This window comes from Paraburkholderia sp. 35.1 (assembly GCF_050436525.1).
Taxonomy (GTDB): domain Bacteria; phylum Pseudomonadota; class Gammaproteobacteria; order Burkholderiales; family Burkholderiaceae; genus Paraburkholderia; species Paraburkholderia tuberum.
In genome coordinates this window covers 2,553,506-2,568,019 of the sequence record NZ_JBNDMJ010000002.1, presented here as the reverse complement: position 1 = coordinate 2,568,019, position 14,514 = coordinate 2,553,506, and the positions used below count along the sequence as shown (strand labels likewise).

The 14,514-nt window shown below is 65.5% G+C and carries 13 protein-coding genes and 1 pseudogene; 2 read left to right on the top strand and 12 right to left on the bottom strand.

Annotation, left to right across the window (positions count from 1 at the left end; genetic code table 11):
• Nucleotides 1-118: 118 nt before the first annotated feature.
• The 10 genes from OKW27_RS17645 to hyfB all read right to left on the bottom strand — a co-directional run bounded on the left by OKW27_RS17645 (nt 119) and on the right by hyfB (nt 12,191).
• Nucleotides 119-706, bottom strand: coding sequence for a nucleotidyltransferase family protein (locus tag OKW27_RS17645; RefSeq protein WP_187619469.1), 588 nt, complete (start codon nt 704-706; stop codon nt 119-121).
• Between the two features lie 131 nt (nt 707-837).
• Complete coding sequence (locus tag OKW27_RS17640; protein WP_429334246.1) at nt 838-3,051, bottom strand: xanthine dehydrogenase family protein molybdopterin-binding subunit; 2,214 nt, start codon at nt 3,049-3,051, stop codon at nt 838-840.
• Nucleotides 3,048-4,049 (bottom strand): FAD binding domain-containing protein, encoded by a 1,002-nt coding sequence (locus OKW27_RS17635; RefSeq protein WP_429334245.1) that lies wholly within the window; start codon nt 4,047-4,049, stop codon nt 3,048-3,050. Before OKW27_RS17635 ends, OKW27_RS17640 begins: the two co-directional genes overlap by 4 nt.
• Before the next feature lie 11 nt (nt 4,050-4,060).
• Complete coding sequence (locus tag OKW27_RS17630; RefSeq protein ID WP_429334244.1) at nt 4,061-4,783, bottom strand: (2Fe-2S)-binding protein; 723 nt, start codon at nt 4,781-4,783, stop codon at nt 4,061-4,063.
• Between the two features lie 269 nt (nt 4,784-5,052).
• Nucleotides 5,053-5,562, bottom strand: coding sequence for an NADH-quinone oxidoreductase subunit B family protein (locus tag OKW27_RS17625; RefSeq protein ID WP_429334243.1), 510 nt, complete (start codon nt 5,560-5,562; stop codon nt 5,053-5,055).
• Nucleotides 5,562-7,121, bottom strand: coding sequence for an NADH-quinone oxidoreductase subunit C (locus tag OKW27_RS17620; RefSeq protein WP_429334242.1), 1,560 nt, complete (start codon nt 7,119-7,121; stop codon nt 5,562-5,564). The genes OKW27_RS17625 and OKW27_RS17620 overlap by 1 nt, the downstream gene beginning before the upstream one ends.
• A 3-nt stretch (nt 7,122-7,124) precedes the next feature.
• On the bottom strand, nt 7,125-8,588 hold the full coding sequence (locus OKW27_RS17615) for a hydrogenase 4 subunit F (protein WP_429334241.1): 1,464 nt from the start codon (nt 8,586-8,588) through the stop codon (nt 7,125-7,127).
• Nucleotides 8,581-9,240, bottom strand: coding sequence for a formate hydrogenlyase (locus OKW27_RS17610; protein ID WP_429334240.1), 660 nt, complete (start codon nt 9,238-9,240; stop codon nt 8,581-8,583). Before OKW27_RS17610 ends, OKW27_RS17615 begins: the two co-directional genes overlap by 8 nt.
• Nucleotides 9,241-10,191, bottom strand: a complete 951-nt coding sequence (locus OKW27_RS17605) for a respiratory chain complex I subunit 1 family protein (protein WP_429334239.1) — start codon at nt 10,189-10,191, stop codon at nt 9,241-9,243.
• Nucleotides 10,185-12,191: a hydrogenase 4 subunit B gene (hyfB, locus tag OKW27_RS17600; protein ID WP_429334238.1), complete on the bottom strand. Its 2,007-nt coding sequence runs from the start codon at nt 12,189-12,191 to the stop codon at nt 10,185-10,187. The genes OKW27_RS17605 and hyfB overlap by 7 nt, the downstream gene beginning before the upstream one ends.
• 251 nt (nt 12,192-12,442) lie before the next feature.
• Here hyfB and OKW27_RS17595 point away from each other — a divergent pair, with 251 nt between their 5' ends.
• Together OKW27_RS17595 and OKW27_RS17590 are read left to right on the top strand one after the other, a co-directional pair.
• Nucleotides 12,443-13,210 carry a YoaK family protein gene (locus tag OKW27_RS17595; protein ID WP_090809353.1) on the top strand — a complete coding sequence of 256 codons (768 nt, stop codon included), beginning with the start codon at nt 12,443-12,445 and terminating at the stop codon, nt 13,208-13,210.
• 81 nt (nt 13,211-13,291) lie between these two features.
• Nucleotides 13,292-13,477 (top strand): CopG family transcriptional regulator, encoded by a 186-nt coding sequence (locus OKW27_RS17590; protein ID WP_090809355.1) that lies wholly within the window; start codon nt 13,292-13,294, stop codon nt 13,475-13,477.
• 67 nt (nt 13,478-13,544) lie between these two features.
• Here the strand turns inward: OKW27_RS17590 and OKW27_RS17585 are convergent.
• Together OKW27_RS17585 and OKW27_RS17580 are read right to left on the bottom strand one after the other, a co-directional pair.
• Nucleotides 13,545-13,883: pseudogene (locus OKW27_RS17585) on the bottom strand (spermidine synthase); the annotation flags it as partial.
• Nucleotides 13,884-13,918: 35 nt separating this feature from the next.
• Nucleotides 13,919-14,263: a zinc ribbon domain-containing protein YjdM gene (locus OKW27_RS17580; RefSeq protein ID WP_090809357.1), complete on the bottom strand. Its 345-nt coding sequence runs from the start codon at nt 14,261-14,263 to the stop codon at nt 13,919-13,921.
• Between the last annotated feature and the right edge of the window lie 251 nt (nt 14,264-14,514).

Below are 14,514 nucleotides of genomic sequence, written 5' to 3'. Positions count from 1 at the left end.
TGAGATCGAAACGCGTCAGATCCAGGGGCTTCATGCCGTATCAGTGTTCCTTGCCCGGCAAGATTCTCGATGTCGACCGGCTGCGGGCAGCCAGTCTCGGCGAGTGTGATGTTAGCGGCTAGAGCGTGCGCAAATCGTCCGGCGTGTCCACGTCGCGCAGAATGCCGGGATCGTCGACGTCGATGCGCGTCAGCGCGTGTGACCTGAGCAGTGCTTTCGCGCCGGTGTCGCCGTCCAGCGCGAGTAGCGCGTCGCGATGCTCGCTGCCGAAGCCGACCGGATGGCCGCGCTGGCCGTCGTAGAACGGCGCGACGAGCGGCGCGCCGTTGTCGAGCGCGCGGGCTACCGCTTCGATCGTCGGAACCGCAATGCGCGGCATATCGGCGAGCGCGACGATCCAGCCCTCGGCGTCGTCGCTCGCTTCGATACCGGCGGCGAGGCTCGCGCCCATGCCGCGTTCGGCGCTCGCCGCAAACACGACATCACAGCCGGCATCGTTCAGCGCGCGGGCGAGCGCGTCGGAGCCCGGCCGCACGACTGCGAGCACCCGCGTCACGACCCGCAGCAGCCGATGCGCGGCTTCATGCGCAACCGGCGTGCCGTCGGGCATACGTGCGAGCAGTTTGTTGTGCAGCCCGTGCGGATCGAAGCGCGAGCCGAGACCGGCGGCGAGCAACACACCAGTGGCGAGCGAAGCGTAGGCCATCGGCGGATACCGGTAGACAGGAATGCCCCCGATTGTGCGATGCAACGGTGCGCGAAGCAAGCGGCAAGGCACGCCCGATGCAAGCCGCCCGCCGCTTTCGCTTTCACTCCAACTCCGGCACTGCCGCCGGTTCAGGTCGGCACCGCCTTGTCCAGCGTGATCGGCAGATCGCGCACCCGCACGCCGGTCGCGTTGTACACCGCGTTTGCGATCGCGGCCACCACGGCCGTGATGCCGATCTCGCCGATACCGCGCACGCCGAGCGAGTTGATATAAGGATCGGGCCGGTCGATGAAGGTGATGTCGAGCGTGCCGATATCGGCATTCACCGGCACGTGATACTCGGCGAGGTTCGCGTTCGTGAAGCGTCCGAAGCGCGCATCGAGCGTGCTTTCCTCCTGCAGCGCCGCGCCGATGCCCCAGACGATGCCGCCCATCATCTGGCTGCGCGCGGTCTTCTGGTTCAGCACGCGGCCGACGTCGTACACCGCGACCACGCGCGGCACGCGGACCGTGCCGAGCTCGGCATCGACGTGGACCTCGACGAACACCGCGCCGAACGAGTGGAACGAGTACTTCTGCTTCTCGTCGCCGGGCTTCACGGTCGCGCTCGCCTCGATCGGCTTGCCGCCCGCGCGCGCGATGATCGCCGCGGCCGGATCGCGCTTGCCCGGTTGCGAGCGGCTCACGACCCAGCCGCTTGCGACGGTGACGTCATCGAGCGGCAGGCCATGCACGGGCGACGCCGCATCGGCAAGCGCCAGCGCGATCAGCTGGCTGCGCGCCTGGCTCGCCGCGTCGCGCACCGCGGGCGACACGCTGGCCGCCGACTGCGAGCCGCCCGAGACCGGCGCGCGCGGCAGCGACGAATCGCCGAGCGCGAAGTGGATCTGCTCGGGCGTGAAGCCGAGCGCATCGGCGGCGACCTGGGTCATCACCGTGTAGGTGCCGGTGCCGATGTCCTGCGTGCCCGATGCGACCACCGCGGTGCCGTCCGGCAGAATCTGCGCAAGCGCCGACGCCTCGCTGCGGTTGGCCGGATAGGTCGCGGTCGCCATGCCCATGCCGATCAGCGTGTCGCCGTCGCGCCTCGAACGTGGCGCGTGCGGGCGGCGCGACCAGCCGAACTTCTCGGCGCCGATCTGATAGCACTCGCGCAGCGACTTGCCCGACCACGGCTTGTGCTCCTGCGGATCGCTGTCAGCGTAGTTCTTCAGGCGCAGCGCGAGCGGGTCCATCTTCAGCGCGACGGCGAGTTCGTCCATCGCCGATTCGAGCGCGAACGAGCCGGTGGTTTCTCCGGGTGCGCGCATGAAGGTCGGCGTGCCGACATTGAGTTGCACGAGCCGGTGCGTCGTTATCTGGTTGGGCACCGCGTACAGCATGCGCGTGACCATGCAGCAGGTCTCGGTCCAGTCTTCGATCATCGACGTGTTCGAGATGCTGTCGTGACGCATCGCGCTCAGCGTGCCGTCATGCCGCGCGGCGATCACGAAGTGCTGCTCGGTGCGCGGCCGCGCGCCGACCGGGCCGAACATCTGCGGGCGTTCGAGCGCAAGCCGCACGGGCCGCCCGGTTTGCCGCGCGGCCATCGCGCACAGCGATACGTGCGACCACGACGAGCCCTTGCAGCCGAAGCCGCCGCCGATCAGCGGCGAGATCACGCGCACGTCGGACACAGGGATGGCGAACGTCTTCGCGAGCACCTGCGCGGCGCCGCTCACGCCCTGCGTCGAGTCGTAGACCGTCAACTGCGGGCCGTCCCATTGCGCCATCGTCGCGTGGGGCTCCATCGGGTTGTGGTGCTCGATCGGCGTCGTATAGGTCGCTTCGATATGCACGTCGCCGCTTTGCATGCCGTCTTCGAAGCTGCCGCGCTGCGTGTCGGTCTGGCGGCCCTGCGGCTTGTCCGGCGCATGCGCGTGCGCCTTCGCCTGCTCGAAGTCGAGCGCCGCGGCGCCCGGCTGATAGGCGATGCGCAGCTGGCGAGCGGCATCGGCCGCATGTTCGAGCGTATCGGCGACGACCACCGCGACCGGCTCGTTGCTGTAGTGCACTTCGTTATCCTGCAGAAGCGACAGATGCCGGCCGGCCGGCGGCGCGAGCGCGGGCCGGCCGCCATTCGGCAGGCGCGGCGCGTTCTGGTAGGTCATCACGAGCAGCACGCCGGGCACGGCCTCGGCGCGGCTCGCATCGATCGACGCGATCGTGCCGGCCGCGATCGTGCTCGTCACGAGCACCGCATGCGCGAGGCGCGCCCCGGGGAATTCGGCTGCATAACGCGCGTCGCCGGTCACCTTCAGCAGTCCGTCGACGCGATCGAGGGGTTGTCCGATCAGATTCATGCGATACCTCCCGCGTTGCCGGCTGCCTGATTGACCGCACGCACGATCGCGCGCTGCGCGAGCTGCACCTTGAAGGCGTTGTCGTGGCGCGGCTGCGCGCCGCTCAACGCGGCCGCGGCGGCGCTCTTCAGCGTGGCCTGGCTGAGCGGCTGGCCGCTCAGCATCTGCTCGGCCACGTTCGCGCGCCATGGTTTGTGCGCGACGCCGCCGAGCGCGATGCGCGCGCTCTGAACACGCTCGCCGTCCATCTGCAACGCGGCCGCGACCGATACGAGCGCGAACGCGTAGCTGGCGCGATCACGCACCTTCAGATAGTGCGAATGCGCGCTGAACAGCGGCGGCGGCAGATCGACCGCGGTGATCAGCTCACCGGGCTGCAAGGTGGTATCGACATCGGGCCGGTCGCCCGGCAGCCGATGGAAATCGGCGAACGCGATCGTGCGCTCGCCGCTGGGACCGCTCACGCGCACCAGCGCATCGAGCGCGGCCAGCGCGACGCTCATATCCGACGGGTTGACCGCAATGCATTGCGGGCTCGCGCCGAGGATCGCGTGCGCGCGGTTATGGCCGTCGAGCGCCGCGCAGCCGCTGCCGGGCAGGCGCTTGTTGCACTGCGTGAACGCGGTGTCGTAGAAGTAGCCGCAGCGGGTGCGTTGCAGCAGATTGCCGCCGACCGTCGCCATGTTGCGCAACTGCGCCGACGCGCCCGCGAGCAGCGCTTGCGACAGCAGCGGGTACTGCTCGCGCACCAGCGCGTGATTGGCCGCGTCGCTGTTGCGCACCAGCGCGCCGATGCGGATGCCGCCGCCGGGCAGCGTCGTCACCGAGTCGAGGCCGCCGATGTGCGTGATATCGATGAGCCGCACCGGCCGCGCGACGCCGCCCTTCATCAGATCGAGCAGATTCGTGCCGCCGCCGATGAATACCGCGCCCGGCTGTTGCGCGGCGCGCACCGCGCTGGCGACGTCGCCGGCGCGTTCGTAGGAGATCGCATCCATGTCGGTCTCCGTCAGGCGTTGTCGTGCGCGGCGCGGACCGCGGCGACGATGTTCACGTACGCGCCGCAGCGGCAGAGGTTGCCGCTCATGCGTTCGCGGATTTCGTCGTCGGTGAGCGCGGCGGGACGCGCGCGCACGTCGGCGGTCACGGTGCTCGCCGTGCCGTTGCGGAATTCGCCGAGCAGGGCGGTCGCCGAGCACAACTGCCCGGGCGTACAGTAGCCGCACTGGAACGCATCGTGTTCGATGAACGCGGCCTGCACCGGACTCAACGCGCCGTTGCTCGCGAGTCCTTCGACGGTCGTGATGTTCTCGCCTTCGTGCATGACCGCGAGCGTCAGGCACGAGTTGATGCGGCGGCCGTCGACGAGCACCGTGCAGGCGCCGCATTGACCGCGGTCGCAGCCTTTCTTCGTGCCCATCAGACCCGCGTATTCGCGCAACGCGTCGAGCAGCGTCACGCGCGGTTCGAGCTGCAGCGTGTACGCGCGGCCGTTGACGGTCAACGTGACGGGGCGCGGCGGCACCACGGGGATGCCTGGCGGCGCGGGTGAGGCGGGCGCCGGCGCTTGCGTTTGCGCGCGCAGATGCGGCGCCGCACCGATCGTCGCGGCGGCCGCCGCCGATTGCAGGAAGCGGCGTCGTGACGGTTGGGAAGGCGTGGTGGTGGGCTCGGCGGTGGACTCTGATGCGGGGGTGTCCCCGCAATGCTGACATTCTGTAGGCGTAGTCATGACGATCTGTTGACTCCACTGAAAGGTCAATGCAGGCTGACGACGCGTCGATGTCCAACGCATCGCGTTGAAACAAAACTATTGCGCAGCAATTTGAATGCCGTTGCAGCTAACACGGTATTAAAAACTCGCTGCAAGCGCAAAGCCGATCTGCGCAATAAAGGCAGGCCAATATGCGCAATGACCGCGATGGAGCCCGGCTGGAGCCGCGCAAACACGGGCAAAGGTTGCACGTTGCAACGGGGAAAATGCGAAATCGACCTCCGGGCTCAGCGCGCCCGGCAGGCGGCCAGGATGCCTCGCAGCAAATCGATCGGCGGCGGCGGACATCCGGGGATCGTCACGTCGACCGGCAAGATCGACGAAACAGCGCCGCACACCGCGTAACTGTCGGCAAAAATGCCGCCCGTGCACGCGCATTCGCCTGCGGCAACGACGAGTTTCGGGGCGGGTGTCGCGTCGTACGCGGCGAGCAAGGCCGCTCGCATATTCAGCGTTACCGGCCCGGTCACGAGCAGCATGTCGGCATGCCGCGGACTCGCGACGAATTTGATTCCAAGTCCTTCGATGTTGTAGTACGGGTTGTTCAGCGCGTGGATCTCCAGTTCGCAACCGTTGCATGAACCCGCGTCGATCTGCCGGATGCACAGCGCCCGCCCGAGCAGATCGAGAATATCCTCGCGAATGCGTCGCTCGTCGTGATGCCACGCGTGTTCTGCCGCCGGTGCGGGTTCGCCGGGAAAATCGGTGCGTGCGAATTGCCGGATCAGTTGCCACATCAGAGATCGTGCCCCGCGTAGTTCAGGTTGAACGACTTGTTGATCAGCGGGAAATCGGGAACGATGTTGCCGATGATCGCGTGCTCGAGCGCCGGCCAGTTCTGCCACGACGGATCGTGGCAATGGCATCGGGCGATGACGTCGCCGGGGGCGAGATCGAGGGCGACGAATACGTCCCCCCGCCAACCTTCCACCCAGCCTATGCCTTGCGCGGGCGCCGTTGCAGGCGTCGTGGCGACGACCACCGGACCATCCGGTAGATTGGCCAGCAGCGTGCGGATCAGGCGCAGGGATTCATCGATTTCGGCGAAGCGCACCGCGACGCGCGCGGCGACGTCGCCGCGCGCATCACTGACCGCTTTGACGGCGATGTCGTCATACGGAGCGGGCCGCAAGTTGGCGCGAACGTCGAAGGTTCGACCGCTGGCGCGGGCGGCCATGCCACGCACGCCAAAATGCTCGACGACAGCGGGGGTCAATCGGCCCGTGCCGAGGAATCGATCCTGCAGCCCGGACTGGTCATCGTAGACTTTGCGCATCACGTGGACCTCGCGTTCGATGCGTTCGCATTGCTCCGCCAGCACCGCCGCGTCGTCGGGGCGAACGTCGATCGATACGCCACCCGGCACGATCCGATCCATCAGGTACCGATGTCCGAATGTACGGGCGTTCATCCGTATCCAGTCCTCCTTGAGCCGCGAGAACTGCGCGAGTCCGAAGCCGAACCCGGCGTCGTTGCCGAGCGCGCCGAGGTCGCCAAGGTGGTTGGCCACGCGCTCGCGTTCCAGCAGAAGCGCACGCAGATACAGTGCGCGCTTCGACAGTATCGTGCCGCCGGCTTGTTCGAGCGCCATGCAAAAGGCCCACGAGAACGCGACGGTCGAGTCGCCCGCAATCCTGGCGGCAACCCGATGACCGCGCGATGCAGGAGTACGTTCGAACAGACGCTCGACGCCACGGTGGACATAGCCGAGACGTTCTTCAAGGCGCAACACCTTCTCGCCGACGACCGAGAACCGGAAATGCCCCGGTTCGATGATGCCGGCATGAATCGGCCCGACCGCGATCTCGTGTACGCCATCGCCCGCGACCTGCACGAATGGGTAGTCCGCCTCGCTCGAATCAAAGTCTTCGACACCCGTCGCCTGCCGTTGCAGCGGGAAATAATCTTCGGGCCAGTTGCCGTGATTGAGCCACGGCCGCGTGTCCTGGGCGCCACGCGCCCGCAGGCCGAGCAGATCGAAGATCGCCCGTTGCATGCGAGTCGCGCACGGGAAAACGGTGGCGAGATCGGGATAGTCCCCATCGGCATCCTGCTTACGCCCGATCGCGAGGCGTACCCACAATATGCCGTCATCGCATTCGTACGCGGCATTCACCGAGAAACCGTCTTCGACTGCTTCGCTGCCCCACATTGCAACGAGGCGCCGCTGCTCGGATCTCGCGGTTCGCGCCAGCTCGAGCCAGACTGATTCATCGGCACTCACTACATGCGCTGGAATCTGGCCCGCACGGTGCGTGAGGCGGGTGGCGGCAATCTGCATCGATTCGAGTCGCATCCGTCACCCCGCCAACATCGTTGCGGCCTGGCGATACCACGTCGCCAGGTAGGGTGGCACATAAAGCCCAAGCATCAGCCCCAAACCCAGATGCACGAATACCGGCAGCGGCGCGGGGCGATGCTCGAGCGGTTTGGCCGTGGTCGTTTCACCGAACACCATTTGCTGCACGCGCGCGAAGATCGCCGCGAATGCGACGGCGAGGCCGAGCAGCAACAACGGCGCCGTCCACGGTATCGTGTTCATCGCGGTCGTCAGGATCAGGAATTCGCTTGCAAACACACCGAACGGCGGCAGGCCGAGAATCGCGAGCGCGCCGAGCAGCATGCCCCAGCCGACCGTCGGGCTGACCTGCAGCAGCCCGCGAATGCCTTCGATCGCCTGGGTACCGGCCTTCTGCGTCGCGTGGCCAACCGCAAAGAAGATTGCCGACTTGACGAGGGAATGGACGGTCATGTGCAGCAGACCGGCGAACGTCGCGACCGGGCCGCCGAGGCCGAACGCGAACGTCATCAAGCCCATATGCTCGATCGACGAATACGAGAACAGCCGCTTGACGTCCTTCTGCCGAAACAGCGAGAACGAGGCGACCAGCACCGACACGAGCCCGAACCCGACCAGCAATCGCCCCGGCAGGCCGTTGCCAAGCGCACCGTCCGCCAGCACCTTGCAGCGCAGCACCGCGTACAGCGCGACGTTCAGCAGCAGCCCGGACAGCACCGCTGAAACCGGTGTCGGGCCTTCGGCGTGCGCGTCCGGCAGCCAGTTGTGCATTGGCACGAGGCCGACTTTCGTGCCGTAGCCGACCAGCAGGAACACGAAGGCGATCGACACGATGGACGGGTCGAGGTGCGTCTTGACGGCGGCAAGGCTCGTCCACAGCAGCGCATCGCCGTCGGTCAGTTGCCGGCTCGCGGCGAGGTACAGCAGGATCGTGCCGAACAATGCCTGCGCGATGCCGACACCGCACAGGATGAAGTACTTCCAGGCGGCTTCGAGGCTCGCGGCGGTCCGATAGACGCTGACGAGCAGCACGGTCGCGAGCGTGGCGCCTTCCATCGCGACCCACAGCACGCCAAGGTTATTGGTCAGCAGCGCGAGCAGCATCGCGAACATGAACAACTGGTACATGCTGTGATAGAGGCGCATGCGCGTCGCCGTCATCCGGCCGCGCGCCTCTTCGACCTGCATGTACGGCCGCGAGAACAGCGACGTCGTCCAGCCGACGAACGCAGTCAGCGCGACGAGGTACACGTTGAAGGGATCGACGAAGAATGCGCGTTCGAACGCGAACGACGGTCCATGTTCGACGGTACGCGCGGCGAGCACGAGCGTCGCCGCGAACGTCACGGCGCTGAAGCCGGCGTTCAGGTTGCGCGCGACATGAGCGGGTCGCACGGCCGCAAGAGAGACGGCCGCCACGAGCGGAATGCCGAGCACGGCGAGCACGACGTGGGCGTCATTCATCTTTGAGTGTCTCGAGGTGACGGATGTCCAGGCTGTCGAACTGCTCGCGAATCTGGAACATGAACACGCCCAGAATCAGAATCCCGACCAGCACGTCGAGTCCGATACCGAGTTCCACGATCATCGGCATGCCATTGGTGGCGGCCGTTGCGGCGAAGAACAGCCCGTTCTCCATCGACAGGAAGCCGATCACCTGGGGAATCGCCTTCGCGCGCGTGATCATCGCCATGAACGACAGCAGCACGCACGCAAGCGCGATCCCGAGCGTGCCGCGCGCGGCCGACGTCGCGAGCTGGCTGATCGGCGACGCGACGTTGAACGCGACGATCACGAGCACGATGCCGATCAGCAGCGTCGTCGGAATGTTGATGAGCGGCTCGACGTCGGCCTGAATGTCGAGCTTGCGCACGAGGCGATACAGGAGCCACGGAATCACGCCGACCTTCAGCACGAGCGTCAGTCCGGCCGACACGTACAGATGCGCATCACCGGTCCCGAAACCGAGGATCAGATTGGCCAGAACCAGCGCGACACCCTGTAGCGTATAGAGGTGGATCAGCGACAGGATCCGACGCTGACTCAGCATCGCGAACGACAGCATCAGCAGCACCGCCGCGAGGAAATTGATCAGTTGCGTCGCGTAGGTGTGCATTCATGCTCCCAGTAGCAGGTGAACGAGCATGCCGATCACCGCGAGCAGGAAGGCGGTCGCGAGGAACTCCGGGACCCGGAAAATCCGCATCTTCGCGTTGGCGGTCTCGATCACGGCCAGCGCGGCGCCGCCCGCCATCAGCTTGACGAAGAGTGCCGGCACCGCGAGCAGCAGCGCGAGCGGATTACCCGCCGCGGCGATCCCCCACGGCATGAACAGCGCAATGCCGATGCACGAGTAGGCGAACAGTTTGAGGCTGGCCGCCCATTCCATCAGCGCGAGGTGCCGCCCCGAATATTCGAGGATCAGCGCCTCGTGGATCATCGTCAGCTCGAGGTGGGTGGTCGGGTTGTCGACGGGCAGCCGCGCATTCTCGGCGAGCGACACCAGCGTGAACGCTATGCCGGCGAACGCCAGGCTCGGATAGATCGTCAGCTCGCTGTGTCCGAGCGTCGCGACGATGCTCGTGAGCAGGGTCGACTGCGTGATCAGCGAGGCCGACAGCAGCACCATCAGCAAGGCCGGTTCCGCGAGGAAACCGACCAGCATCTCGCGGCGCGCGCCGAGCGTGCCGAACGCCGTACCGATATCCATCGCCGCGAGCGACAGCGCGACGCGCGCGAACGCAAACAGGCCGACGAGCGCGATCGCATCCGCGGCGGGAGACAGCGGCAATTCGGTCGACAGCGTCGGCACGATTGCACAGGCGAGCGTCATCGCCGCCCACACGACATAGGGCGCGCCACGGAACACCGGACTCGCGCCATAAGCGACGACTGATTCCTTGTTGAACAGCTTGTGGAGCATCCGGTACGGTTGCCAGATGCTGGGCGCGCGCCGGTTCTGCAGCCACGCGCGGCACTGGTTGACCCAGCCCGTGAGCAGTGGCGCGGCGGCAAGCGCCAGCACGATCTCGAGGGTTTGCGATAGCACGCCGGATAGGGTCACCATCGTCTCACCAGCAGCAGGAGCAGGATCAGCACGGCGAAGCTGTAGGTCAGGTACACGGCAATCTTGCCCGTCTGCAGCCGCCCCGCCCATTCCGCCGCGCGTTGCGTGAGTGCGGCGATACGGTCGTAGAGAATCGACCACGTGCGGTCGGCGACCGAGACCCGGTAGGCCGGCTGTGCGTCGAACGGCGACGGCAGTTGCCGCTCGATGCGCAGCAGCGGCGCGAAGATCTCCCGGATCGGTTGCCCGAAGCCTTCCGCCGTATCCTGCATCCGCGCGGTCGTAAACGGGAAGCCGCAACTCCACGGCGCGGCCCGTCGCAGCCGACCGTGGTAGAAGCGCCGTACCAGCACCCACGCAAGGCCGCAGCAAGCGACGAAAAACAGCATGAACACGACGGGCATGTAACTCGCCCGCGCGGTCGACACCGGCACGAAGATCAACCAGCCATGATTTTCCGCGCCGATTCCGGCACCGACGAGCACGCGCGTGACCCGGTCCAGCACCTTGACGAACTGCGTAGGCATCAGTCCGAGCAGTACACCGGCCACCGCGAACCAGCAGAACGCGAGCCGTTCCCAGGTATTTGCGTCGTGTGCGCGACTCAGTTTCGCTTCTCTCGGCTGCCCGAGGAAGACGATGCCGTAGAACTTGACCATCGTGTAACCGGCGAGAGCTGCCGTCATCGCGACGAGCGCGGCCGCAATCGGCACCGTCATCGCCAGCACGGAATTCTGCAGACCCGGCGTGAACAGGAAGCTTTGCAGCAGGAGCCACTCCGCGACGAAACCACTCATCGGAGGCAAGCCAGCGCTGGCTGCGACGCCAGTGAGCACGGCCCAGGCGGTCCACGGCATGACACGGATCAGGCCGCCAAGCTTGCCGAGATTGCGCTCCCCGGTGGCGTGCAGCACGGCCCCGGTGCCGAGGAACAGCAGGCTCTTGAAGGCCGCATGCGCGACGATCTGGTAGAGCATCGCGCTCAGCGCAAGCGCGGAAAGGGCCGTCATCCCGTACGCGCGAAACAGCACCGCGAGCCCGAGCGAGACGATCATCAGGCCGACGTTGTCGATCGACGAATACGCGAGCAGGCGCTTCATATCGACCTGGATCGTACTGAACACCACGCCGAGCAGCGCGGTGCCGATACCCAGCACGAGCAGCAGCACGCCCCACCAGGCGAGCTGCACGTGCAGCAGGTCGAACACGGTCCGGATCAGGCCATACAGGCCGACCTTCAGCACGAATCCACTGAGCAGCGCCGATACGGGGGACGGCGCCGCGGGATGGGCGTCCGGCAGCCACACGTGCAACGGGAACACGCCCGCCTTGGCACCGAATCCAACCAGCGCGAACAGGAACGCGAGCGATGCCCACAACGCGTCGGGCGACTGCGCGCGCAGATTGGCAAACGTGTAGTCACCGGTGCGCGCCTGCAGGATGCCGAAGCAAAGCAGCAGCGCGAGCGCGCCGACGTGGGAGATCAGGAAATACAGGTAGGCTGCGCGGCGGATCTCGCCGATCCGATGGTTGGTCATCACGAGGAACGTCGCGGACAGCGTCAGCGTTTCCCAGGCGACCATGAACACATACGCATCGTCGGCGATGAGCACGAGCGCGATGCTCGCGATGCAAACGTGGTATTCGAAGCAGATGAGTCCCGGCGCGGACCCTTCGCCCTTACGGAAATAACCGGCGGAGAAGGCGCCGATCCCCGCGCTGACGACACCAAGCACGAACAGGAAATAGCCGGATAGCCCATCGACGCGCAGATGGAACGGCAACCCGGGCAGTCCGATCGGCAGCACCGCGGCGGTCGGTTCGGAAAAGATGCCGGCGAGTCCCGCCGCGCCCAGCAGCAGCCCTCCCAGCGCGCCGAGCGGAAACAGCCCGTGTGCAACGAATCGCGTGCGATGCAGAACTCCGAGACCCAGCGTGCCGGTCACAAGCCAGGCGGCCGCGACCAGCAGGACGAAATGGACGACCGTGAAAGGTGCCATCCGGAATGTCTCCAGTACGCTCGGATTGGGACGAGGAGCATGGAATGAGCTCCAGCTTGCCGGGCTCACTCAAACCGCATTATGACATCAGAAAACCAATCTGGATAACAGGATATGATAATGGCGTTATCATGTGAACCACATGTTCGAGCGAATCGGGCGCCGCTGTGCGCAGCTCGCCTGCATGCGGTGCGCGAAGCGTCTATTCGCCGCGTCTTTGCTGTTGTTCCGAGCGATTGAGTGAAGAACCTATGCCTGCGCAGTACTTTCGAAGCCTGACGGGAAAACACCGCAGCACGACCGCGAACCGTCAGCTCGGGTTGTCTCTTGCCTTCGTCGCCGGCGCCACCAATGCCGGCGGCTTCCTCGCGGTCAAGCAATACACGTCGCATATGAGCGGCATCGTGTCGGCGATCGCGGACCAGACGGCGCTCGGGGACATCCGGCTCGTGCTGGCCGGCATCGGTTCGCTGGCATCGTTTGTCGTCGGAGCGGGGGGCTCGGCGGTGCTCGTCAACTGGGGGCGCCGCCGCGGCCTGCAAAGCCAGTACGTGCTGCCATTGGCGGTCGAGGCCGCGCTGCTGCTCCTGTTCGGTCTGCTCGGCAGCCACCTCGCGCTACGCGAAGCGTTCTTCGTCCCCGTGACCGTGATCCTGCTGTGCTTCATCATGGGGCTGCAGAATGCGATGATCACCAAGCTGTCGGGCGCGGAGATCCGTACCACACACATGACCGGCATCGTCACGGACCTCGGAATTGAGTTGGGTAAGCTTTTTTACTGGAATCGATCGGCGCTCATCGACGACGCGCACGCGGTCATCGCAAACCGCGCGAAGCTGAAGATCCACGGCACGATGCTCGCGTCGTTTTTCGTGGGCGGCCTGATCGGCGCAATCGGTTTCAAGCATGTGGGCTACGTGTCGACCGTGCCGCTCGCCGGCGCGCTCGTCACACTCGCGATCGTGCCCGTCGCCGACGATGTGCTGGCCTATCTCTATCGGTTCGAGCGCAGGCACTGACCTCATAGGAGGCGGGGTGAATCCTCGTCGAAAGCAAATGCATTATAATTTGGTTAGCATATTCGCCGACCCGTCCTCGTAATGGAAACGAAAACCGCACGCCTGACCGTCCTGATCGACCCCGCCAAGAAAGAAGCATTTGAAATGCTCTGCTCGGCGCAAGATCTGACGCCGTCACAAGTCGTCCGCCAACTGATCCGCGAGTATCTCGAGCGTCACGGCGTGACCTACAAGACCAAGAGTCCACTCGCCAAGCGGGGAAAGTGACGCCCAGCTCGAGGCCTGGTGCCGGTCAACCGCCGATTTCCCAGTGCCCTTGCCCTTGCCCTTGCCCTTACCCTTGCGCATGCCAGATCAGCCGCTTCGGATCGAGGCGCTCTCCCGCTTTCAGGTGGCAAGCAGTGACGGACAGCTTGCGTTCGCCTGCAAAGTCAAACGAGAGGGCGCGCTCGAACAGGACTTGTCGGGGCGGCAAGCGACGCCCGCTTTTCCAGGCAAACGCGACGAAGTTGCTGTCGTCGCCGCACCGAACGATCGCATAGGAAACGCCAAATACGGATTTCAGCCGCTCGAGGTGCCGCGGTATGGCCGGATCATCGTCCGTAAAGTTGATGACGAGGACGCCCGTCCCGGTTAAACGCTCGCGACAGGCGGTGAAGAACGCGATGTCCGCGCTTCCGGGCGGGGCCGCCAACGGCGAACGGCCCGTCAGACCTTCTTCAGAAAGCAGGCCTTGAGCATGAAGCTGCCGGCGTCCGTCTTGCAGTCGATTTGGTGATCGCCACCGACGATCCGGATGCTTTTCACCTTGGTGCCCATCTTCAGCGTGATCGACGAGCCCTTGACGCGCAAATCCTTGATCAGCACGACCGAGTCACCGTCCGACAGCACGTTGCCGTTCGCATCCTTGACGACGCTGCCCGCCGGTTCATCGCTCGCGTCGGCGCCAGCGTTCGCCGACCATTCGTGACCGCAGTCCGCGCACACGTACAGCGTGCCGTCAGGGTAAGTGTTTTCCATTGCGCATTGCGGGCATGAAGGGGCAGCGTTCATTGCAGCTTCCATTGAAACGATTTTGAGTCAGTCAGTAAAAAAACAGGCGCGCAACCCGCCAGGCCTGAGCCGGTCGTCGTGCCGGCGGCTCGTGGGTGCAAAAAATTATAATGCAATACACATGCTCTTACCGTCCGATTATCATCGGACTTTCAGTCCCATTCATCAGACTTACGGGTAGCTTCGCCGCGGATGTCGACAGGTTTGAACTGGATGGAAAATGTCCGCTTTGCGGGTGATAAATTTGGAAC